This is a genomic window from Roseateles sp. P4_D2 (assembly GCF_056401875.1).
Genome location: NZ_JBFUIM010000001.1, coordinates 688,232 through 710,666, shown reverse-complemented (window position 1 = coordinate 710,666; position 22,435 = coordinate 688,232). Strand labels below are relative to the sequence as shown.

The following is a 22,435-nucleotide window of genomic DNA, read 5'->3' as shown; positions in this document are numbered from 1 at the left end:
GCCAACGCCAGGCCGGCCGCCGCGCCCATGGCCAGGTCGGCGCCCGCAGCCGCGCCGCGGCCTGCGCCAGCGCCGGCGAAGGACGACGGCGATTGGGAGACCTTCTGAGCCGCGCCACGCAGCGCCATTGAACGGGAGCCGGGCAATGCCCGGCTCTTTGCTTTTGGGAATCAGGGGCCGCCCGTCCCTCGTTCAGGGGCAAGGTCGCCGGTGCCCAGCGTGGTGGGAGCCGCCCTTACAGCCTGAAACGCCAAAGGTCGCCCGGCTTGTTGCGCCCCAGCGCCACACCCGGGATGTTCCCAGCCCGCGCGGCGGCATGGGTGAGCAAAGTCATGCCAGCGCCGCACCGGCGCACCCTGCGGCAGACCCGCCGCGCTTTCCAACAAACCAGGAGCTCCCGATGTTTCGCCCGATCTTTCGCCTCGCGCTGCTGAGCGTGGCACTCACGGCCTCGTTGGCCCAGGCCCAGTCCAATCGCGCCGACGCCAACGCACTGAAGAGCCGCGCCGAAGGCCATGTGCGCCAGTTTCCCGGCCTCAGCCTGCACGGCAGCGAGCACAGCTACAGCGTGCGCGACATCGTCATCGACAGCGACGGCGGCAGCCATGTGCGCCTGGACCGCAGCGTCGCGGGCCTGCGCGTCATCGGCGGCGACCTCATCGTGCAGACCGACCGCTTCGGCACCCTGCGCGCCATGCACCACAACCTGCGCTGGCGCCTGGACGGCATCGCCACCAAGCCGGCCCTGAACGCCAATCGCGCCGCCATGGCCGTGCTGCGCACGATGGACGGCGATGCCGGCAAACCCGAACTCGTCATCTATGCCCGCGACCAGGCGCCCGCCCTGGCCTGGGACGTGCCCGTCTCCGGAGAAAGCGCCGATGGCACGCCGTTCGAGAAGCATGTGATCGTCGACGCCTTGGATGCCCGCCAGCTCGACGCCTGGGACGACATCCACACCGCGGCCGCCAACGGCACGGGCAAGACGCTGTACAGCGGCAACGTGGCGCTGACGACCAACAGCATCAGCGGCGGCTACGAGCTGCGCGACCCGAGCCGCGGCGGCACCTACACGATCAGCATGGGCGGCCGCAAGAACGGTGGCAGCGTCATGACCGACGCCGACAACAGCTGGGGCAACAACGCGACCAGCGACGCCGCCAGCGCTGGCGCCGATGCGCAGTACGGCACGGCCATGACCTGGGACTACTACAAGAACGTGCATGGCCGCAACGGCATCGCCAATGACGGCAAGGGTGCCTACAACCGCGTCCACTACAGCCGCAACTACGCCAATGCCTACTGGTCGGACTCCTGCTTCTGCATGACCTACGGCGACGGCGACGGCACCAGCATCAAGCCGCTGGTGTCCCTGGACGTGGCCGGCCACGAGATGAGCCACGGCGTCACCAGCCGCACGGCCAACCTGACCTATTCCGGCGAGTCCGGCGGCCTCAACGAGGGCAACTCCGACATCTTCGGCACCATGGTCGAGTTCTACGCCGCCAATGCCAGCGACCCGGGCGACTACCTGATCGGCGAGAAGATCATGGTGGGCGGCGGGGCCTTGCGCAGCATGGTCAAGCCCAGCGCCGACGGTGCATCGGCGGACTGCTGGTACTCGGGCGTGGGCAATCTCAACGTGCACTACAGCTCGGGCGTGACCAACCACTTCTTCTTCCTGCTCGCCGAAGGCACCAACAGTGCCTACGGCAACAGCCCGACCTGCGTGGCCGGCAACACCCGCGTCGCCACCGGCGCGGGCTCGCTGACGGGCATCGGCCGGGACAAGGCCGCCAAGATCTGGTACCGGGCGCTGACGACGAAATTCACTTCGTCCACCAACTACGCTGGCGCACGCAGTGGCACCATCGCCGCCGCCAATGAGCTCTACGGGACCGGCAGCGCCGAGGCGAATGCCGTGGCCTCTGCCTGGAGCGCGGTCGGCAGGAACTGAGCCGAGCGGGCTCAATCGGGGGCGTCTTCGGACGCCCCTTTTTTCTGGGCGTAGCTGGCCTTGCGGCCGCGTGCCGGGTACCAGACCTCACGTTCCACCCAGTGCGCCAACCGCCCGGCGCGATCCCCGCGCTGCTCGCGCAGCCAGGTCAGGACGACCTCATCGAGCACATAGCTACCGTCGCGTTGCTCGCGCACCGACTGTGGATGGCGACGCCGCAGCGATGCGGCCGGCATCGGCGCACCCAGGGCCATCGACAAATCCTCCAGCGCGATCCAGCGGTGGCGCTCGATGTCATCGTCCAGCACACGAATGCGGTGGCCCTTGAACGCGTAGTAGCGCCCCTGCACGGGCCGGAAGGCCAGTGCCTTCAGGCCCCGCCCGACCGTTTCGCCCAGGGCGACAAGATCGGACGCGAAGGCACGGCCCCACAGCATCAGCGCCACCAGCATGCCGGCCCAGCCGCTCGCCCACCACAGCAGCGCCGTTGCGGCGCCGCACACGGCCAGCTTGAACAGCAGGCTGCGCCACCAATGGTGCCTCTCGTGCGATGCCGCATCGAAGCCGAGGGGCTCGCGCGGCATGCGGTCAGAACTTCAGGGTCTTCACGCCGTCGGCACCGCCGAGCAGACAGACGCTGGCCTTGTGGCGGGCGAACACGCCGACGGTGACGACGCCCGGCCACTGGCTGACCTCGGCCTCGAAGGCCAGTGGGTCGGTGATGGACAGGCCCGTCACGTCGAGGATGTGGCCGCCGTTGTCGGTGACGACGCCGGCCCGCAGCCTGGCCTCGCCGCCGAGCTTGGCAAAACGGCGCGCCAGCTGGGCGGCGGCCATCGGGACGATCTCGACAGGCAGCGGGAACTTGCCCAAGGTCTGCACGAGCTTGGATTCGTCGGCGATGCAGACGAACTGGTCGGCCAGATCCGCCACGATCTTCTCGCGCGTCAGCGCGGCACCACCGCCCTTGACCATGAAGCCCTGGCCATCGATCTCGTCGGCGCCGTCGATGTAGACGGCCAGCCGCTCCACCTCTGTCGCATTCAGCACGGGGATTCCATGCTTGATGAGGCGCTGCGTCGAGCGCTCCGAGCTCGACACCGCACCGGGGATGGCGATACCGCTGGCCGCGAGCGCATCAATGAAACAGTCCACCGTGGAGCCGGTGCCGACGCCGAGGATCTGACCGGCGGGAACATAGTCCAGAGCCGCACGGCCGACGAGTTGCTTGAGCTGGTCTTGATTCATGGGCCCGGATTGTCCGGGATCGGCGCGGTGAACAACGCCGATCCCGGTCCGGCTCACTTCATCACCACGCTCCTGACCGCCGAATCGGTGGCCAGTTGGCTCCTGCTGTCCCAGGACGTGAATCGGTATTCCACGACGTCACCCTTCTTCAGCCCTCCCAGCGTGTACCGGCTGGCAGCGCCGTCCTGGCGCATGCGCACGGTCTGGGTCTCGCCACCGTTGACCGTGTAGTGCGCGTCTACCCAGCCCGTCGCGTTGGCGGCGAGTTCGAGGGTGGTCGCACCGGCCTGCGTCGAGGCCGTCGGCACGGCGGTCGTCTTGGCAAGCACCGGCGCCGTCACGGCCACGGCGTTCACAGCCGCCACGCCCGAGTCCCAGATGATGTCGTCGAAGGCCATCTGGAAGGACGCGGCCGGATTGGAGCCGTCCACGCTGAGGAACTCGAACAGCGAGTTCATGGACTGCAGCGCCACCAGCGGGCCGGCGATCTCGGCCACCGGGATGGTGGCCGTGCCCCACTCGCCGTTGCGCACCAGGCCATAGGCCGTGGTGTTGGCGGGGAAGGTCACCCAGCTGTGGTTGGTGTAGGTGTCCAGGATGCCGATCTTGAACGCCACATTGGCCGGCGCCTTGATCTTCAGCTTGATGTTGCCGCCACGGAAGCCGCTCATGTCGTGCACCTGGCGCGACTGGACGGCACCGCCGAACCACTGCCCCGGCGCGAAGTAGTTCAGCGCCAGCACGTTGGACCCCTCAAACGCCGGGATGTTGCCGCCACCCATGGAACCGGTGTTCCAGATGAAGAAGTCCGCCGACGTGCCGAGCGCCTGGCTGTTGTTGACAGGCGTGTTGTCGGTGAACACGCCGAATTTGCCGGCCTCCGGCGTGATGCCGACGCCCAGCTTGACCTCGCCCTTGCCGTCCAGCTCATAGACACGCACATAGTCCACGTACATCGTCGCGGGCAACGGCGCGGTGATCTGCGCAGGCGTGGCGGCCGGCGTGAAGTTGCCGCCGACAGCCATGTTCATCAGCAGATAGAACGGCTCCTGCAGCGCTGGCGAACCCACCGTGGAGATGGGCGCCTTGTACATGTCAAGTTCACGGCCGTTGTCCACCAGCGTGAAGCGGATCTGCGTGTCAGTCCAATACAGGCGATACAGCACGAAGCGGTTGGCCAACGAGCGCGTGGGCGTGACCCAGCTCTTGGTCTGCCAGGCAGTGGACGCGGCGCAGCTTTCGTTGCCGGGCACGCAGGCGGCCTGGTTGAAGGTGATGACGTTGGAACCGACGAACTGGTCCGGCGACACGGCGGGCAGGCCCGCGGGCTGGCGGCCGCCCTGCTCCATGATGTCGATCTCGCCCTTGCGCGGCCAGGCCTGCGGACTGGTGCCCAGCAGCCACAGGGCCGGCCACAGGCCGACGCCGACCGACGGCGTGGCCGCGCGGATTTCGATCATCCCGTACTTGACCTGCACCTTGCCCGCCGAGTCCAGCTTGCCGGAGGTGAACTGGTTGGCGCCCATCACCTCGCGCTTGGCCGTGATGGCCAGGGCCCGCGTGGCAGGCTCGAAAGGCACGTTGACGATGCTGAGGTTGTTGGGGCGGTAGTACTCCAGCTCCTGGTTGCCGTAGCCGCACAGGCCGATCTGGCAGCCGTTGCCGTCATAGGTCGACCAGAGCGCGCTGTCGAGGCTGGCGCCGTTGAATTCCTCGGACCAGAGCAGCTTGCCGATGACGGGGCTGGTGACGCTGGCGGAAGCGATGGCACTGGCGGCCAGCAGCAGGCCGCCGATGAGGGTTTGGCGATTCATGGCATTCATCCTTGCTGGCGGTTGCGACGCAGGCGGGCCCCGACGACCAGGATGCCCAGGCCCATCAAGCCGTAGGTCGAGGGCTCGGGCACGGCGCTGGTGACGGTGATGCGGGTGGCCGGCGCGCCGGTGAAGCCCGTGTTGACCGCCTGCCAACTGCCGGACGAGGAGAAGGCCCAGGCGGCGCTGGGCGAATCGGTGCCGCTCTGCCATTGGCCGGCGAAGCCGGCGTCGGCCTGGGTCACCAGCCAGTAGCTGCCGGCGGCCAGGTTCCAGCCGCTGGGCGCCAACGCCGTGTTGGCCCAGGGATCGGTCAGGTGCGTGCTGTAGAGCCAGCTGTTGCCGGCGGGCACGGCGCCCTGGCGGGCCATGATGCCGACGGTGATGCCGCCCACGCCGTCGATGGACGTGAGGATGGACTGGATGGTGGTGGCGCTGCTGATATCGAAGGCGACGGCGAGGTCCTGGCCCTGGCCCAGCAGTGAGGCCCAGCCGCTGACGTCATCGCCGGGGCCATAGGTGTTGATGACGACGGTGCCGGCGGCGCTGGCGTGGGCGGCCAGGCCGCAGAGCAGCAGCGACGCGCCGATCCCGGAGAGGGTGTGAATCTTGGCTTGCATGGCTTGTCTCCTCGGGTTCAGGCGCGGCGGCGGCGGGCGATGGCGCCGACGGTGGCCAGGCCCGCCAGCAACAGCGCGTAGCTGCCGGGCTCGGGCACGGCGGCGGTCTGGATCGCGAACTGGAGGTCGTCGACGAGGACGGCGTTGGCGCGGTTCTCCAGGATCGGGCCGACGGCGGTGCCGATCTCGATGAAGACCGAGGTGGTGCCGACCGGGACGGCAGCCGCCTGGAAGCTGACCTGCGTCCAGCTGCTGGTGCTCAACTGGCCCTGGAACTGCTGGTTGAGCGCCGTGCTGATGATGCCGTTGGCGCCCATGTAGCGCAGCGTGACGAAGGCGTTGCCGGTGGTACTGGCGTCGCCCTTGGCCCAGAAGCTCAGCCAGGGCGTGTCGCCCACATTGGCGGCGCCCAGCACGGGCATGCCGCCATGGCCGACGGAGTCCTGCAGCGCGATGGAGGCATCGAAGCCGTTGGGGGCGCTGAGCAGCAAGGCAAAGCTGCCGGAGTGGGCGTCACTGGACAGCGTGGCCGGGCTGCTGGTGGCGGCCGTCAACCAGCCCGCGGCGAGTTGGCCCGGGCCGGCCGCGGCTTCGAAGCCGCCGTTGGCGAAGGCGTTGGTGGTGGCTGCGCCGGCGGTGCCGGCCAGCAAGAGGGTGGCCATCGCCACGCAGGTCTTCAGATTCAGCATGTTGTCGTCTCCATGGTGTTGACTGGGGAAGGAATCCCGAAACGTGGCGACGACGAACTGCTGCCGATCGCCGAAAGTGAAAGCGCTTTCTGAAAGCGCTTTCAACAAACGGCGCGACCATAGGTGGCTTGCAAAAGCCTGTCAATGCGGAGTCCCCTGCCCCGTTCTCGAAGCAGGGGGGCTTGAGGGTCAAGCGGCGTAGAACTTGCCGTGGAAGCCGTAGGGCACAGCGTAGGGCAGCCAGGCGCGCGCCAGCGGGCCGTTGGCCAGGCGCATCGCATCGAAGACGCTGAAGAAACTGCGCCGGCGCTGAATGTCATAGCCCATGCCGACCAGCCAGCCCTCGCCTTCCCGAGTGCTGCCAGGCCTGGGCACCAGCACATGCTCCTCGACGACGGTGTCGTTGCCGAAGCTGAAGCGCTCGCGCGCGCCGCTGTCGATGTCCAACCGCATCAGGCCGTTGAAGCCCCAGCGCGCGCCGATATCGATGGCCGTCGGGTACCAGACGAAGCGGTGGCGCCGGGCGACGACTCGCGGGTCGACGACGGGGAACTCGACGGCCTCGTCGCGCGCAGCGATGTTCAGCCGCCCGCTAGCCAGGTCGATCTGCAGCACCCGCGGCGTCGACACGTCGCGCGCCGTGCGCTCGCCGCGCATGCTCTGCCGGGCGCCGGCGTTGAACTCCGGCAGCGGCGTGCTCTGCACATAGTCCAGGCGCAGCATGCGGCCGTCGTCCCAGGCATTGCCGAAGTGAAAGACCTGGACGGCCGGCATCTCGAAGATGCGCTGCTTCGAGAAGTCGGCCTTGTCGACGACGAGCACGCGCGTCGGTTGCTCGCCGGCCCAGCGCATCGCGTCGACCATGGAGGCGCCAGCGCGCACGGCCGCCATGTCCATGGTGATGGGCGCCAGCAGAAAGACGAGGTGGCGTTGCGACACGGCGAAGTCATGAAGCATGGCCGGAGCCTGCACATCCAGCAGCGCATGGCGGCGCACGGTACCGGCGGCATCGAGCTGATAGACGGCCAGCCGACCGTTGGCCGTGCCGAAGTTCCACACCGTGCCGTCGGGCTCGACCTTGGGATGGGCCGAGAAGGGCATGCCACGCAGCTCAGGCGCCCAGGTCTTGACGCCGCGCGTCGCGAGCGTCGCCGGGTCCAGCTCATAGGCGCTGCCGCCCTCCCACAAGGCGTAGAGGCAGTCACCCTGCATCAGCACGCTGGTGTTGGCCACGTTGACGCTGTCGGGCCCGCGCACCGGCAGTTCGGCCTTGATGGCCGTACCGAAAGCGGGCAGCAGGAAGCGGCCGGCCTCTTGCTCGGCGCGGAACTTGGTCGTTTGCACGAAGCGGGCGCGGTGGCTGGCGCGGCCGTCCTGCAGTGTCCAGGACTGAACCAGGCCATCGCCGTCGAACCAGTGGTGGTAGCGCTGGCCGGCGCGTTGCATCAGGCCAGGACCATTGCGGAAGTAGCGGCCGCGCAGCGCGGCGGGCAGGCGCCCTTCAACGACGGCGCTGGCGTCCAGGTTCTCGCCATTCAAGCCACGCAGCGGCAAGAGTTCCGGCGCATCGGCAGCGAAGGTATCGATCGGCAGGCCCAGGGCCAGCAGTTCGGGGCTGAGGCCGCCGGCCAGCAGCGCGGTCAGCAGTGAACGACGGGTCGTGCTCATGGCCGTCCCCGCTCAGTTCAGCTTGACCTTGACCGACGCACCGGTCACCGGTGTCACGACGGCCTGCTCGAACTCCGGTGGGCCGAAGGTGCCAGCAGCGTTATTGGAGAAGCCGTAGGGCTCGACCGGAATGCCCATGGCGTTCATGTCCAGGCGGCCGTTGGCATTGGCGTCCTGGAAGAGGCTGAGCGCCAGCGGGCCTTCGGGCAGGTCCTTGAGCACGACGCTGAACTTGCCGCCAGTGGCCTCGGGGCCGAGAACGAAGCGCAGGCCGGTCTGCGGCTGGCGCAGCCAGTTGGCCGGCTCCGTGAAGACGGCCACCATCAGGGTGGCGCCCTGCAGGCGGCTCGTGTCCAGGCCCTCGACTTCGAGGGTGACGTCTGCCGCCTGGCTGCACAGCGGCAGCAGGGCAAGCAGGGCGGAGGCAAGGGCTTGGTGTTTCATCGCGATCTCCAGGGTTCAGCAGTGGGATGGCTGAATGTTGGAGATCGCCCCGCCGCGGCGCGAGCGCGCTGCGACGGGTGGGCGCCGGGCGGCGCGAGTGGACTTAACCCCGGCGCTTCTGGACGGCTGCAGCCAGCTCGCGCAGCAGCGGCTCGGTCTGGCTCCAGCCCAGGCAGGCGTCGGTGATGGACACGCCGGGCTTCAGGTCAGCCTTGGTCTGGCCCTCGGCCAGATCCTGGCGACCAGGCTGCAGATGGCTTTCGATCATGACGCCGGTGATGCGCGCATCGCCGCCCGCGATCTGACCCGCGACGTCATGGCCGACATCGACCTGGCGCTCGTACTTCTTGCTGGAGTTGGCGTGCGAGAAGTCGATCATGACCTGCTCGCGCAGGCCCGAGGTCTTGAGCGCATCGCAGGCAGCGTTGACGGACGCCGCGTCGTAGTTGGGCGCCTTGCCGCCGCGCAGGATGACGTGGCAGTCCTCGTTGCCGCGGGTCTCGAAGATGGCGGCCGTACCCATCTTGGTCATGCCCATGAAGGCATGCGCGCTGCTGGCGGCCAGCACGGCGTCGCTGGCGACCTTGATACCGCCGTCGGTGCCGTTCTTGAAGCCGACCGGGCAGCTCAGGCCCGAGGCGAGCTGGCGGTGGCTCTGGCTCTCGGTGGTGCGCGCGCCGATGGCGCCCCAGGCGATCAGGTCGGAGATGTACTGCGGCGACAGCAGGTCCAGGAACTCGGTGCCGGCCGGCAGGCCCAGCGCGTTGACGTCGAGCAGCAGCTGGCGCGCCAGGCGAAGGCCCTCGTTCATGTGGAAGCTGCCGTCCAGGCGCGGGTCGTTGATGTAGCCCTTCCAGCCCACCGTCGTACGCGGCTTCTCGAAGTAGACGCGCATGACGATCAGCAGGTCACGGCTCAGTTCCTCGCGCGCCGTCTTCAGCAGGCGGGCGTAGTCCATCGCCTGGTCGTGGTCGTGGATGGAACAGGGGCCGACGATGACGAGCAGGCGGTCGTCGCGGCCATGCAGCACGTCGCTGATCTGCTGGCGGGCCTGCTCGACAAGCTCCAGCGTCGCGTCGGGGATGGGCAGCTCTTCGAGCAGCAGGGCCGGGCTGATCAGCGCGCGGACGGCACCGATGCGGGTGTCGTCGGTACGCGTGGTGTCGCGGGTTTCGTCGCGGGAGCCGGCTTCGCGGTCGTGGTGGGGATCGTCCAAAGGTTTCATTGCGGGGCTCCTGGGAAGCCCCGCATTTTCACCGCTTGGCAGCGGCAAAACACACGGCCAGCGCAGAGAGCCCAAAACCGGCCAGCGCCAACGGCTCCAGGCGCTCGCCCAGCAACACGAATCCCATCAGCGCCGACACGCCGGGGATCAGGAAAAACAGCCGCGCCACCTGCCCCGCCTGGCCGCGGCGGATCATGATGAACATCAGGCTGAAGGCGCCGATGGAGTTGACGAGGCCCAGCCACAACCACGACCCGATCAGCTCGGGCGCCCAGTCGATGGCAAATCCTTCGGTCGGGCCTGCCACCGCAGCAACGGCCAGGGCCGACACGGCCATCTGCACGCCGGCACCGCTGCGCAAGTCCATGTGGGCGCAGAAGCGCTTCTGGTAGAGCGTGCCGGCGACGAGGCCGAGCAGGCCCAGGCCGGCCACGGCGTAGGCGGTCCAGGCGCCGTTCAGAGGCTTGTCGGCGATGACCAGGCCCACACCCACCAGGCCGCCGAGCAATGCCAGCAACTGGCGCTGGCCAATGCGCTCGGCCAGCCACAGGTGGGCACCCAGGGCCGTCGCCAGCGGCATCAGCCCGATCAGCAGCCCGGCCACGCCGGCGCTCAGGCCCCATTGCAAGGCGAAGTAGATGCAAGAGAAGTGCAGCACCTGCATCAGCAGGCCGACGACGGCCAGATGCGCCCAACCGCGCGCCCGGTGCGGCCAGGGCGCGCCGGTGGCCATGGCGACGGCCAGCAGCACAACGGCTGCCAAGCCGAAGCGCAGGGTCAGCAAGGTCAGCGGCCCGGTGTGCGGCAGGGCCAGCTTGCCGGCGACATAGCCGCTGCTCCACAGCAGGATGAAAAGCAGCGGCAGGCTGGACGCGGCAGCGGCGCTCAGCAGGCGGTCGAACAGGCTGGGCCGGAAGGACCGGGCCATGCAGGGCGACAGCGTGGTGGTGGACATGACGACTCCTTGAAGGGATGACTGCACTCTAGGAATCAATGGCTCAGGACACAATCCATCAAATATTCGATTCAGAGTTTCCAAATGGAGCACAGTTACCATGGGCCGCCTTGAAGACTTGCAAGCCTTCGCCCGCGTCGTCGACGCCAAGGGCTTTTCGGGCGCCGCACGCCTGCTGGGCACGACCAAGTCGGCCGTCAGCAAGCAGGTGGTGAGGCTGGAGGACCAGCTCGGCACGCGGCTGCTGCACCGCACGACGCGCAGCGTCAGCCCAACGGCCGAGGGCCAGGCCGTCTACGAGCGCGCGTTGCGGCTGCTGGACGAGTCGCTGGCGCTGGAGACTGAGTTGGCCGGCCGCCGTGACGAGCCGCGCGGCGTGCTCCGGCTGTCGGTATCCACCGCCTTCGGCAATCTGCAGTTCACGGCGCTGATGGCGGAGTTCTGCGCCCGGCATCCGCAGATCGACGTCGTGCTGGGGCTGAACGACCGCTATGTCGACCTGGCCGAAGAAGGTTTTGATGTCGTGCTGCGACTGACGCACAAGCCTTCCGATGGGCTTGTCGCGCGGCGATTGGCAGCCATCCGCTTTGTGTTGTGTGCGGCGCCGGCCTATCTGGAGGCCCACGGTGAGCCGCAGGCCGTGGCCGACATCGCCGGCCATCGCTGCCTGCGCTTTGGCTATCTGCAGTCCCCCGACCGCTGGCGCTTTCGCCACCCTGAGCAGGGCGAAGCCGAGGTCGAGACCCGCGGCGCGCTGCGCTTCGAAAGCGGGCTGACGGCCAACAGCAGCGAATCCCTGCGCGTGGCCGCCCTGGCCGGTCTGGGCCTGGCCGTGCTGCCCACCTATGCCGTCGGCGCAGACCTGCGCGCGGGGCGGCTCAGGGCCGTGCTGCCCGACTGGCAGCCGGTCGGCGGCCTGGCCGACGCCGACACCCTCTACGCCGTCTACCTGCCCAGCCGCCACCCGGCGCCCAAGGTGCGGGCGCTGATCGACTTCATGCTGGAGAAGATGGGCGACGTGCCCCCGTGGGATCGCGACTGAGAGAATCAAGGGCTATGCCGTTGATCCCCTACGCCCTTACCCGCCCCTTCCTGTTCGGCCTGGACCCCGAGCACGCCCACGAGCTGACGCTGAACAGCATCGCGAAGCTGCAGAACACGCCCGCGCAACTGCTCTGGTGCGGCGAACGCATCAGCGATCCGGTCACCATCGCCGGCCTGCGCTTCCCGAACCGCATCGGCCTGGCCGCCGGCCTGGACAAGAACGGCCGCTGCATCGACGGCCTGGGCGCGATGGGCTTCGGCTTCATCGAAGTAGGCACCGTGACGCCCAAAGGCCAGCCCGGCAACGACAAGCCGCGCATGTTCCGCCTGCCCGAAGCCCACGCGCTGATCAACCGCCTGGGCTTCAACAACGAGGGGCTCGCAAGCTTCATCGCCAACGTGAAGCGCGCCCACAGCTTCCGCAAGGCCGGCGGCATCCTCGGCCTGAACATCGGCAAGAACGCCGCCACACCCATCGAGAACGCGGCGGACGACTATCTGCTCGGCCTGGAGGGCGTGCATCCGCATGCCGACTACATCACCGTCAACATCTCCAGCCCCAACACCAAGAACCTGCGCGCGCTGCAGAGCGACGAAGCGCTGGATGCTTTGCTCGGCGCGCTGCAGCAGCGCAAGCAACAGCTCGACGGCCAGAGCGGCCGGCGCGTGCCGATGTTCGTCAAGATCGCGCCCGATCTGGAGGAAGACCAGGTTGCCGTCATCGCCCAGACGCTGAAGGCCAACGGCATCGATGGCGTCATCGCCACGAACACGACGATCGCGCGCGACGCCGTCAAGGGCCTGCCCTATGCGAACGAGATGGGTGGCCTGTCGGGCGCCCCGGTCTTCGAGGCCAGCAACCGCGTCATTCGCCTGCTGCGCGCAGCCCTGCCGGCGGGCTATCCCATCATCGGTGTGGGCGGCGTCATGAGCGGTGCCGACGCGCGCGCCAAAATCACCGCCGGTGCCGACCTTGTGCAGGTCTACACCGGCCTCATCTACAAGGGCCCGGGCCTCGTCAGCGACTGCGCGAGGGCCCTGGCCCAGCGTTGAATATCGCCATGCGACTCGCCGCCCTCGCTCTCTGCGCCGCACTGCTCACCGGCTGCGCGACGCCGGATCGCGATGCGCGGCTGAAGCCCGGCGTCAGCGGCGAGATGGACGTCATCGCACTCTATGGCCAGCCGGTGCGCACCTGGCCCGAGGCTGACGGCGGCCGGACATTCGAATATTCGAGCCAGCCTATGGGCCGGCACAGCTACATGGTTCGCCTGGCCACCGATGGCCGGCTGGTCCGCATCGAGGACGGCCTCTCCCCTGCCGGCCGCGCCCGCATCGAGCCGGGCATGACGCCCGAACAGGTCAGCCGAATCCTCGGCCGCGAGCGCACGCGCGTGTTCTTCCGCCTCAGCGGCGAAGACGTCTGGGACTGGACCATCGAGCCCGACCAGGCGGGCTATGGCCTGCGCTTCAACGTCCACTTCAAGGACGGCGCCGTCGTTCGCACGACGCAGAGCATGGTGTTCCCGAGCCGGCTCTTCCCAGGCTTCGATGATTGACGCCCGCAAGGGCACATTACCGTTGCGGGTCGAGTAGGCTTCGGCCCCGTTTTCAGGGAGAAGTCATGAGAATCATCGCGCAGGCCAGCGTCACGCTGGCCCTGTTGTCGTCTGCACTCGCCGGCGCCCAGGCGCCCAAGCTACCCATCGAGGCCTTCTTCAGGCCGCCGGCTTTCGAGCGCGCCGTGCTGTCGCCTGACCAGAGCCGCGTCGCCGTCCTCGTCAACCGCCCTGGCGAGCGCACCAAGCTCGCGCTGGCTCGGGTAGACGACGACAGTCCCACCGACGTCGTCGCAGCCGTGGACCGGCTCGACGTCGCCAGCGTCCACTGGCTCAATCCCAACCGGCTGGTCTTTCAGGCCTGGCAGCGCCACGAACTGCGCGACACGCCAGTCTCCACGGGCCTCTGGGTGCTGGACGTGCGCAGCGGCGAGGTGACGCAGCTGATCTCCACGCGCTTCAACATCAACCCCGGCCAGGCCCAGACCGGCACGCGCATCAAGGAAGCCGTTGACAAACTGCTGCCCTGGAACTGGCGGTTGCTGCGCGCGCTGGACGACGACAGCGACGACGTCATGGTGCAGCGCTACACCTGGGACGAGAACGGCGAGTTCAGCCACGAGGTGCTGGGCCGGCTCAACACGCGCACGGGCAAGCTGACGCTGGTTACCGACAACGTGCCCAACCGCGTGGCCGAGTGGCTGGTGGACGGCAAGGGCCAGCCGCAGGCCTGCATCACGATGGAGGGCGCGGGCTTCGGCGTGCATCTCTTCGACGCCGAGACCCGGTCCTGGAAGCTCTGGCGTTCCGGCCGCCGCAACATCGACCCCATGCCGATGCCGCTGGCGCGCCTGCCGGGCGGTGACCTGCTCGTGGCCGGCCATGACGCGGCCGAGTCCAAGGGCGACATCCGCATCGTGCAGCGCCTCAGCGCGATGGGCGACAGCCGCCAGACCCTGCTCTCCATCCGTGGCTACGACTGGGCCGGCCGCCCGGTGCTGGACCGCGACAGCGGCCGGCTGATCGGCCTGCGCTACGAGGCCGATGCCGCTGACACCGCCTGGTTCGACAAGGACATGAAGGCCCTGCAGGCCGAGATCGACAAGCTGCTACCCGCCACCGTCAACGCCATCAGCTGCCGCGACTGCCTGAAGGACAAGCGCGTGCTGATCCACGCCGCATCCGACCGCCAGCCTGAAATCATTTACGCCTATGACCGCGACAGCCGCCAGCTGAAGATGCTGTTCCGGTCGCGTCCGTCCGTACGTGCCGCCGACATGGCGGAGCGCGAGGTTCTGCGCGTGAAGACCCGCGACGGCCTGGCCATGCCCGTGCAACTGACCAAGCCGCTCGGTGCGGCCGCCTCGCGTCCAGCGGTCGTGCTCGTGCACGGCGGCCCCTGGGTGCGGGGCAATCACTGGTACTGGAACGACATGGCGCAATTCCTCGCCAACCGCGGTTACCTCGTCATCGAGCCGGAATTCCGGGGCAGCGAGGGTTACGGAGAGCACCATGAAAACCTTGGCCGCAAGCAATGGGGCCAGGCCATGCAGGCCGACCTCGCCGACGCCGCCCAATGGGCCGTCGACAAAGGGCTCGCCGACCCCAAGCGCATCTGCGTCGCCGGTGCCAGCTACGGCGGCTACGCCACGCTCATGGGCTTGGTGCGCAACCCGGAGCTCTTCCGCTGCGGCTTCGAGTGGGCGGGGGTTACCGACCCGGCCTCGCTGTTCAGCCGCAGCCACACCGACATTCAGAGCATGTGGGCCGAACACGACCTCAAGCTGCTGGTCGGCGACCCGGTGAACGACGCGGAGATGCTGGCCACCAATGCGCCCGTCAAGCTCGCCGCCAAGATCAAGCAGCCGCTGCTGATGGCCTATGGCGCCGAGGACCGCCGCGTTGAGGTCCAGCAGGGCGTCGACATGAAAAAGGCCCTGGAAGCCGCAGGCCATCGAAGCCTGGAATGGGTGGTGTACCCCAACGAGGGCCATGGCTGGCGCTCGTTGGAGACGAGCGTGGACTTCTGGGGCCGCGTGGAGCGCTTCCTGGAGCGCCACATCGGCGCCGCAGCGGCCACCCCTTAGTCGATCGAGTTTGAGACGCCCATGAAAAAGCCCTGGATCAGGATGACCAGGGCTGTACGGGTCGTGAGCTGCCTGCGCGCCGTTGGGAGCGCGCAGGCAGTTCAACCGCGATCAGGAATCGCGGCGGCGACGCGAGGCGAGGAAGCCGATGACGCCCAGGCCTGCACCCAGAAGGGCGTAGGTTTCGGGTTCCGGCACCGCAGCCGCGACAGAGCTGATGGCGTATGTGGACGAGCCGGTAGCGCCACCCAGGACGGAGTAGTAGTAGCTGCCCGAACCCAGCGCCACGGTGTTTGCGGTGTTAAATCCCCAAGCGCCCACAAAGGAATCGTCACCGCCACCAACCATGTGGTCAGCTCCTGAGGAGTACAGCGTGTAAGCCGAACCCAAGAAACTGCCGGGATTGGCGATCACGCTGCTGGTCAGCGTGCTGCTGGTACCAAGCGAGAACGAAAAGGTGTCGAACACGGCGCCAGAGACGGTGTTGCCACCGACTTCAAACGCATCATGCGCCCCCCAGTTGAAGGAAGCAGCTTGGCTGCTGAGCGCGGTTAGAGCCACCACGGATGCGGCGGCGAGGTTTTTCAATTTCATTGCGTAGCTCCTGACTTTGGACGGTCAAGCACAACCGCCGGAAACCATTGTGCAGTGCAGCGAAGACTGTTGAATCGCCTGCATACCCCTTGCACTAGGGACATCACGGGCCGGGTTTGTAGCAACTTGTAAACGCCGCCCTAAGCTTTGTCAGATGTGCACCAAGTCACGGCCGGCTGTCACCTTTTCTGAGCGCATGCACCTTATTCGGCCGTCAGGCGCGCGACCTTCTGCAGGCCGTCCACCGCTTTGCCCTTGCGGGCGCGTTTGCCAGCGTGGGCAGCCAAGGACTGGTTCTTCAGCAATTCCTCGCGCGGCTTGCCGCCGCGGCCGCTGCCGAGCACGCGCAACTGGGTCGTGAAGCAGGCGATGGACGCCACGCTGTCCTTGGCCTCCAGGTCCATCAGCATCAGACCCTTGCCGCCCTTGGGCTGGTGCTTGAGTTCATCCAGCGGGAAGCTCAAAAGACGCCCCTGGGCGCTCAGCACGCCAAGCTGGAGAGCGACTGCGTCGTTAGGCACTGCGGCCAGGAGCGGCAGCTCGCCGTCGTCAAGCGCAAGGAAGGTCTTGCCGGCCTTCTGGCGCCCGACCAGGTCGCCGATCTGGGCGATCAGGCCATAGCCGGTCGAACCGGCAAACACCAGGCGCTGGTTCGGTGCACCGGCAACGTAATGGGCGATCTGGCTGCCCGTCTCCAGCTCGATCATGGTCGTGATGGGCTGGCCGTCGCCACGGCCACCGGGCAAGGTCGAGATGGGGACGGAATAGACCCTGCCGTTGCTGCCGACCACGATGAGGGGATCGACGCTGCGGCAGCGGAAAGCCCCCCACAGCGTGTCGCCGGCCTTGAAGGTCTGGGCGGCGATGTCGACCTCGTGGCCCTTGAGCGCCCTCACCCAGCCCTTCTGGCTGACGATGACGGTGACCGGCTCGTCGACGATCTTCACTTCGGCAACGACGCGCTTGTCGGCCTGGATCAGCGTGCGGCGGTCGTCGCCGAACTGCTTGGCGTCAGCCTCGATCTCCTTGATGACGGTGCGGCGCAGCGCCGAGGTGGAGCCGAGGATGTCTTCCAGCTTCGTGCGCTCATCGCGCAGCTTGGACAGCTCCTGCTCGATCTTGATGGCCTCCAGCCGTGCCAATTGACGCAGGCGGATTTCAAGGATGTCTTCCGCCTGACGGTCGCTGAGCTTGAAATGCTCGATCAGCGCGGCCTTGGGCTCGTCGGACTCGCGAATGATGCGAATGACCTCGTCGATGTTCAGCAGCACCAGCTGCCGGCCTTCGAGCACATGGATGCGGTCGTTGACGTGGGCCAGGCGATGCTCGGTGCGGCGGCGCACCGTCGTCTGGCGGAAGCCCACCCACTCGGCCAACACCTGGCGCAGGCTCTTCTGTGTCGGCCGCCCGTCGGCGCCGATCATCGTCATGTTGACGGGCGCGCTGCTCTCCAGGCTGGTGTGGGCCAGCAGCGTGTTGATCAGGTCCTGCTGCTCGACGGTGCGGCTCTTGGGCTCGAAGACGATGCGCACGGCCGCGTCCTTGCTGGACTCGTCGCGCACGCCGTCCAGCACCGCCAGCAGACTGGCCTTGAGCTGCAACTGGTCGGCCGACAGTGTCTTCTTGCCCGCCTTGACCTTGGGGTTGGACAGCTCCTCGATCTCTTCCAGCACCTTCTGCGCGCTGGTGCCGTGCGGCAACTCGGTGACGACGAGCTGCCACTGGCCGCGCGCCAGATCCTCGATCTTCCAGCGGGCACGCACCTTCAGGCTGCCCCTGCCCGAGGTGTAGGCCGCGCGGATGTCCTCAGGCGCGCTGATCAGCTGGCCGCCGCCAGGGAAGTCCGGGCCGGGGATCAGATCGAACAGCGCTTCGTCGGAGAGCTTGTCGTCCTTCAGCAGCGCCACGGCCGCAGCGGCCACCTCACGCAGGTTGTGGCTGGGAATCTCGGTGGCCAGGCCCACGGCGATACCGCTGGCACCGTTCAGCAGCACGAAGGGCAGGCGCGCCGGCAGCTCGACCGGTTCCTGCGTGGTGCCGTCGTAGTTGGCGCGGAAGTCCACCGTGCCTTCGTCGATCTCGTCCAGCACCAGGCGGGCGATGGGCGCCAGGCGCGCTTCCGTGTAGCGCATCGCCGCAGCGCCGTCGCCGTCGCGGCTGCCGAAGTTGCCGTGGCCGTCGATCAGCGGGTAGCGCAGCGAAAAGTCCTGCGCCATGCGCACCAGCGCGTCATAGACCGACTGGTCGCCATGCGGGTGGAAGTTGCCGAGCACGTCGCCGACGACCTTGGCGCCCTTGACGGGCTTGGCACCGGAGTTGCCGCTCCAGCCCAGGCCCAGGCGCTGCATCGCGTAGAGGATGCGGCGTTGCACGGGCTTTTGCCCGTCGGCATAGGACGGCAGCGCGCGCCCCTTGACGACGCTGAGCGCGTATTCGAGATAGGCCTGCTGGGCGTAAGCGCCCAGCGTCAGCGTGTTGTCGCCACCGTCGTCGGTGGGCGGGTTGAAGTCGATGGGGGTCTGGGAACTCATGGATGCAAGGTCAAACGCTGCGCGCGGGCCGGTTGGCTCTGCTGCAGCAGGGCCCAGTACAACTCGAGGACGAGATGCACGTGGGCCTGGGTTTCATCGATGTCGGGCACGCGGTTGCCGGCCCGGCGCACGGCGCCTTCGCCGGCATTCCAGGCCGCCAAGGCTGCGTCGATGCGGCCAAAGCGGCGCATCAGATCGGCCAGCATGCGGGCGCCGGTGTGAATGTTGATACGGGGCTCGATCAAGCGCGCCGCCTCGGCAGGCGAGGCGTAGCGGCTGGCCGTTTCGGGCGTGATCTGCATCAGGCCCGTTGCGCCGCGCGGGGACACGGCGTTGCGCTGGTAGCCGGACTCGACCGCAATGATGGCCTTCAGCAGGTCGGCGTCCACGCCGTGCTGGGCGGCGGCCTCGCGCACCCAAGGCTGGACGGCCTTCACTTCGGGAGCGATGTCCAGCCAGTTCAGCAGCGCCAGGCCCGCGTCCGTCTTGCCCGGCACGCGCTTCATGCCGACGCTGCCGAGCACGGGGGCATAGCGCGCGTCGAGTTGGCGCGGCGCGAAGTGGGCCATGCCGGCTGAGTCGACATAGCCCCACAGCTCGGCATGCACCGGCAGTGCCAGGCCGGCCAGCAGCAGGAACAGCCATGGCTTCATGCGGCCTCCAGCCCGAGGGCCACGCGCGCCTGGAATTCGCGGTCCAGCAGCGACATGACGATCAGCGAGTCATAGCCGTCGGCACCATCGGTCGTCACGCGCACGCTCTCACGCAGCCGGCCTTCCTCGACAAAGCCTTCGCTGCGATACAGCTCGAGGGCGCGCGTGTTCAGCGCCGTCACGTCCAGCCAGAAGCGATGGGATTTCAGCTGCGTGAAAGCCATGGCCTTGAGCTGGCGTACGGCCGAGCGCCCCAGGCCGCGGCCCTTGGCCTGCAGCACCAGGCGCTTCAGCTCGACCGAGCCGTTCGGGTTGCGGCAGCCCTGCAGGATGACAAAGCCGATGCGTTCCAGTTCGTCACCTTCTTCAAGGATGAAGTGGCGTGAGTCGGGAAAGCGGATGGCGCCTTCGTGCTGCGGGCGCTCCCAGGGCGTGATGAAGGGCAGGTTGGTACCGTCGCGCTCGACCGAGACGACCCAGTCGAGGTCGGACAGCATGGTTGGGCGCAGGCGCAGGCTCATGGGACCTCCCGCCGGGCCGCCCCAAGGGAGGTCCAGCCCCCTCGGGGGGCAGTGAGCGGAGCGAACGTGGGGGTCGTCATTCAGTCTCGAACCCAGCCAGCACGGCGACGACGTTGCGGCCGATGGCCTCGGTCGCGTAGCCGCCTTCCTGGATGAACAACGTCGGCGCGCCGAACGCAGCCAGGCGCTGGCCCATGCGGCGGAACTCGGGCTCGTCCAGCTTGAAGTGCGAGATCGGGTCCCCGCCATAGGTGTCCACGCCGAGGGAGACGATGAGCAGATCGGGCTTGAAGGCTGTCAGCCGCGCGAGCGCCGCGTCCAGTGCAGCGAACCAGTCGTCGTTGTCCACGCCCACCGGCAGCGGGAAGTTGGCATTGAAGCCGACGCCCTCGCCTGCGCCGGTCTCGTCGGCATGACCGAGGAAGAACGGGTACTCGGTGCGCGGGTCACCGTGGAGGCTGGCGAAGAACACGTCGGCGCGGTCGTAGAAGATGGCCTGGGTGCCGTTGCCGTGGTGGTAATCCACGTCCAGGATGGCCACACGAGCCAGGCCCGCGTCGCGTGCAGCCTGCGCGGCAACGGCGGCGTTGTTGATGAAGCAGTAGCCGCCGAAGAAGTCGGCGCCGGCGTGATGGCCAGGAGGGCGCGTCAGCACATAGGCCGAGCGCTCACCGGCCAACACCAAATCGAGTGCGGTCAGCGACGCCTGCGCGCCGGCATGGGCCGCAGCCCAGCTGCCGGCCGTCAGCGGCGTGCCACTGTCCATCGAATACAGGCCCATGCGGGCCGCGAAACTTATCGGCTCGAGGTCACTGCGCAACGAACGCACCGGCCACACGGCCGGGAAGGCATCGCCCTCGCCACCGGTGGAGAGCCACTCGGCGTGCGCGCCCTCGATGAAATCCAGGTAGCGCGCTGAATGCACACGCTCCAGCGGCGCGCGGCCGTGGTCGACCGGCGCGAGCACCTCACCCAGGCCCGCAGCCCTCACCGCCTGCAGGATGTAGTCGGCGCGCGCCGGGACCTCGAAGGCCGGCACCAGCCGGCCGCGGAAGAACTCGTGCGTGGCCGCGTGCAGCGCGTGCCCGGCGTTGAAGACCGTCTGCATCAGGCCCCCGATCCGCTCGGCTGAGCGCGGCTCCACCCGGCGGGCAGCGTCGCGGGGCATTGGCAAATGGCGGGGGCGGGGGCGGTCATCACGGCGCGGGATTGTGCCGCGCTTTGACTCTGTCCCCGGCGCCGGGTCGCCTGCTCAGTTGCCGCAGCCCAGCGCGGCGATGCGGTCGTGCGCTGCCTTGGCCTGCACGAGGCCGTTACCGTAGTAGTCGTCACGGCCGGGGGCGCCAAGGTCCAGCGCGCTCTTGTTCAGCGACGCACGCAATTGCGTGGCCGTGCAACCGGCATGCAGGCTCCACACCAGGGCCGCAACGGCGGATGCATGGGGCGTCGCCATCGACGTGCCGCTGTAGCTGGCGTACAGGTCGGGCAGGCCGAAGACGGCGACGCTGGCCGACTGGCCGAGCTGGCCCAGCAGGGTCGCGCCGTCTGCCTGGGTGGCCCCGACGGACGGGATGGTCGTCACGGTCTCACCCAATGTGCCGAGCAGGTCGCCCGTCGTGTTGTTGTAGATGACCGCACCGACGCCGCCGCTGCTCTGGCAGTTCAGCACCTTGTCGGCGAAGGCGATGGTGCCGCGCTGGATCAGGCAGACCTTGCCGTTCATGCTGCCCGGCGTGGCGGCGCTGCCAAGGCCGAAGTCGGCCAGTGAGCCGCTGGCGCTGCTGCGGGGTGAACCGTCCATGGACTGCACGGTGAAGCTGCCGCCAGCGACGGTCAACGAGGCGCCTGTCTGGCTGTAGGCCGGCACGGTCGACAGCACGGCCACACCGGGGGCGGCGAGCTCGACGTCAGCGTTGAACTGCGAGAAGCTGGCAACGAGCTTGTTGGCGTCGACAGCTGCAATCGACACGACCTCGGCGAAGGCGGCCGGGTAGGACAGCGTGTTGTCACCTTCGTTGCCGGCTGCCGCGACCAGCAGGATGCCCTGGCTGGCCAGCTTGGCCACGGTGCGCGCCTCGGTGCGGCTGCCGGTGGCGCCACCCAGCGACATGCTGATGACGTTGGCGCCGGCGCGCCCGCAACCCAACATGGCACGCGAGATCACCGCGTCGCTGGCGCTGCCGCTGGCGTCGAAGACCTTGGCGATATGCAGGTTCAGGCGGCCCGACGGCGCCACGCCGACGACCCCGACCGCGTTGTTCAGCGCCGCGATCGTGCCGGCCACATGGGTGCCGTGAGAGTTTTCGTCCGTGTTCCAGGCGCCGGACTTGGTGAAGTTCTGGCCCGTCATCGGGATGCCGGCCAAATCCTCGTGGGTGCCATTGATGCCCGAGTCGACGATGCACACACGCCGGTTGCCGGCCTGGGCGTCGGAAAGCTGATCGGCCTGCACCATCGCAATGCCGTAGGGCGCGACCTGGGCCTGCGAGCCGGCGACGCGGATGCTGCGATTGCCGAGGATGTGACGCTCGACCGGTTCATCGACGAAATCGACCTGGGCGTGGCGGGCCAGTGCCTTGGCGGCGCCGCGCGGCATGCTGACGACGAGGGCGTCGATCTCGGACAAGTCCTCGACGACGCGACCGCCACCGCGACCGACCTCGGCGCGCACAGCGCCACCGCCGTTGACCTTATGGCCAACGATGAGCTCGACTTCGTCCTTGGGCGCGGCGAGGGCCGCCGACATGGCGGCGGCACCGAGGCAGAGAACGACGGCGCGGATCGCAAACTTGTGCTGACGCATGGCAGCTCCTTTGAATAGGGTGG

Annotated in this window: 20 protein-coding genes; 5 read left to right on the top strand and 15 right to left on the bottom strand. The window is 68.1% G+C overall.

The window, feature by feature from the left end:
* Positions 1-400 precede the first annotated feature (400 nt).
* The gene (locus AC1DW0_RS03275; RefSeq protein WP_457394312.1) at positions 401-1,957 is read left to right on the top strand and encodes a M4 family metallopeptidase; all 1,557 of its coding nucleotides are present in this window, start codon (positions 401-403) and stop codon (positions 1,955-1,957) included.
* An 11-nt stretch (positions 1,958-1,968) separates the two neighbouring features.
* Here the strand turns inward: AC1DW0_RS03275 and AC1DW0_RS03270 are convergent, their stop codons facing one another.
* From AC1DW0_RS03270 to AC1DW0_RS03230, 9 genes are all read right to left on the bottom strand, one after another.
* Positions 1,969-2,541 carry a hypothetical protein gene (locus AC1DW0_RS03270; RefSeq protein WP_457394310.1) on the bottom strand — a complete coding sequence of 191 codons (573 nt, stop codon included), beginning with the start codon at positions 2,539-2,541 and terminating at the stop codon, positions 1,969-1,971.
* Between the two features lie 4 nt (positions 2,542-2,545).
* Entirely contained in the window at positions 2,546-3,205 is a 660-nt protein-coding gene (gene rpiA / locus AC1DW0_RS03265; RefSeq protein WP_056196174.1) for a ribose-5-phosphate isomerase RpiA, read from the bottom strand.
* A gap of 53 nt (positions 3,206-3,258) precedes the next feature.
* Positions 3,259-5,019 carry a glycoside hydrolase family 16 protein gene (locus AC1DW0_RS03260; RefSeq protein WP_477944914.1) on the bottom strand — a complete coding sequence of 587 codons (1,761 nt, stop codon included), beginning with the start codon at positions 5,017-5,019 and terminating at the stop codon, positions 3,259-3,261.
* Between the two features lie 5 nt (positions 5,020-5,024).
* A complete protein-coding gene (locus tag AC1DW0_RS03255; protein WP_457356583.1) occupies positions 5,025-5,639 on the bottom strand; it encodes a PEP-CTERM sorting domain-containing protein in 615 nt (204 codons plus the stop codon).
* Positions 5,640-5,656: 17 nt separating this feature from the next.
* Positions 5,657-6,328: a PEP-CTERM sorting domain-containing protein gene (locus tag AC1DW0_RS03250; protein WP_457356584.1), complete on the bottom strand. Its 672-nt coding sequence runs from the start codon at positions 6,326-6,328 to the stop codon at positions 5,657-5,659.
* Between the two features lie 189 nt (positions 6,329-6,517).
* Positions 6,518-7,996, bottom strand: coding sequence for a carotenoid oxygenase family protein (locus AC1DW0_RS03245; RefSeq protein ID WP_477944913.1), 1,479 nt, complete (start codon positions 7,994-7,996; stop codon positions 6,518-6,520).
* 12 nt (positions 7,997-8,008) lie between these two features.
* Positions 8,009-8,440 (bottom strand): DUF2141 domain-containing protein, encoded by a 432-nt coding sequence (locus AC1DW0_RS03240; RefSeq protein ID WP_477944912.1) that lies wholly within the window; start codon positions 8,438-8,440, stop codon positions 8,009-8,011.
* A gap of 103 nt (positions 8,441-8,543) precedes the next feature.
* Positions 8,544-9,665, bottom strand: a complete 1,122-nt coding sequence (locus AC1DW0_RS03235; protein ID WP_477944911.1) for a 3-deoxy-7-phosphoheptulonate synthase — start codon at positions 9,663-9,665, stop codon at positions 8,544-8,546.
* 28 nt (positions 9,666-9,693) lie between these two features.
* Positions 9,694-10,620, bottom strand: coding sequence for a DMT family transporter (locus tag AC1DW0_RS03230; RefSeq protein ID WP_457447055.1), 927 nt, complete (start codon positions 10,618-10,620; stop codon positions 9,694-9,696).
* A gap of 100 nt (positions 10,621-10,720) precedes the next feature.
* On the opposite strand from AC1DW0_RS03230, the gene AC1DW0_RS03225 reads away from it, so the two are divergent.
* The 4 genes from AC1DW0_RS03225 to AC1DW0_RS03210 all read left to right on the top strand — a co-directional run bounded on the left by AC1DW0_RS03225 (position 10,721) and on the right by AC1DW0_RS03210 (position 15,310).
* Entirely contained in the window at positions 10,721-11,662 is a 942-nt protein-coding gene (locus tag AC1DW0_RS03225; protein ID WP_477944910.1) for a LysR family transcriptional regulator, read from the top strand.
* A gap of 14 nt (positions 11,663-11,676) precedes the next feature.
* On the top strand, positions 11,677-12,717 hold the full coding sequence (locus AC1DW0_RS03220; protein ID WP_477944909.1) for a quinone-dependent dihydroorotate dehydrogenase: 1,041 nt from the start codon (positions 11,677-11,679) through the stop codon (positions 12,715-12,717).
* An 8-nt stretch (positions 12,718-12,725) separates the two neighbouring features.
* Positions 12,726-13,223 (top strand): outer membrane protein assembly factor BamE, encoded by a 498-nt coding sequence (locus AC1DW0_RS03215; protein WP_477944908.1) that lies wholly within the window; start codon positions 12,726-12,728, stop codon positions 13,221-13,223.
* Positions 13,224-13,288: 65 nt separating this feature from the next.
* Positions 13,289-15,310 carry an alpha/beta hydrolase family protein gene (locus tag AC1DW0_RS03210; protein WP_477944907.1) on the top strand — a complete coding sequence of 674 codons (2,022 nt, stop codon included), beginning with the start codon at positions 13,289-13,291 and terminating at the stop codon, positions 15,308-15,310.
* A gap of 111 nt (positions 15,311-15,421) precedes the next feature.
* On the opposite strand, the gene AC1DW0_RS03205 is transcribed toward AC1DW0_RS03210, so the two are convergent.
* From AC1DW0_RS03205 to AC1DW0_RS03180, 6 genes are all read right to left on the bottom strand, one after another.
* On the bottom strand, positions 15,422-15,904 hold the full coding sequence (locus AC1DW0_RS03205) for an FxDxF family PEP-CTERM protein (RefSeq protein WP_056196142.1): 483 nt from the start codon (positions 15,902-15,904) through the stop codon (positions 15,422-15,424).
* 203 nt (positions 15,905-16,107) lie between these two features.
* Positions 16,108-18,435 (bottom strand): DNA topoisomerase IV subunit A, encoded by a 2,328-nt coding sequence (gene parC / locus AC1DW0_RS03200; RefSeq protein ID WP_457393992.1) that lies wholly within the window; start codon positions 18,433-18,435, stop codon positions 16,108-16,110.
* Positions 18,432-19,088, bottom strand: coding sequence for a lytic transglycosylase domain-containing protein (locus AC1DW0_RS03195; protein ID WP_457356592.1), 657 nt, complete (start codon positions 19,086-19,088; stop codon positions 18,432-18,434). Before AC1DW0_RS03195 ends, parC begins: the two co-directional genes overlap by 4 nt.
* Positions 19,085-19,609, bottom strand: coding sequence for a GNAT family N-acetyltransferase (locus AC1DW0_RS03190; protein ID WP_457356593.1), 525 nt, complete (start codon positions 19,607-19,609; stop codon positions 19,085-19,087). Before AC1DW0_RS03190 ends, AC1DW0_RS03195 begins: the two co-directional genes overlap by 4 nt.
* A gap of 76 nt (positions 19,610-19,685) precedes the next feature.
* Positions 19,686-20,717: a histone deacetylase family protein gene (locus AC1DW0_RS03185; protein WP_457393999.1), complete on the bottom strand. Its 1,032-nt coding sequence runs from the start codon at positions 20,715-20,717 to the stop codon at positions 19,686-19,688.
* A gap of 144 nt (positions 20,718-20,861) precedes the next feature.
* Positions 20,862-22,412: a S8 family serine peptidase gene (locus AC1DW0_RS03180; protein ID WP_056196133.1), complete on the bottom strand. Its 1,551-nt coding sequence runs from the start codon at positions 22,410-22,412 to the stop codon at positions 20,862-20,864.
* Between the last annotated feature and the right edge of the window lie 23 nt (positions 22,413-22,435).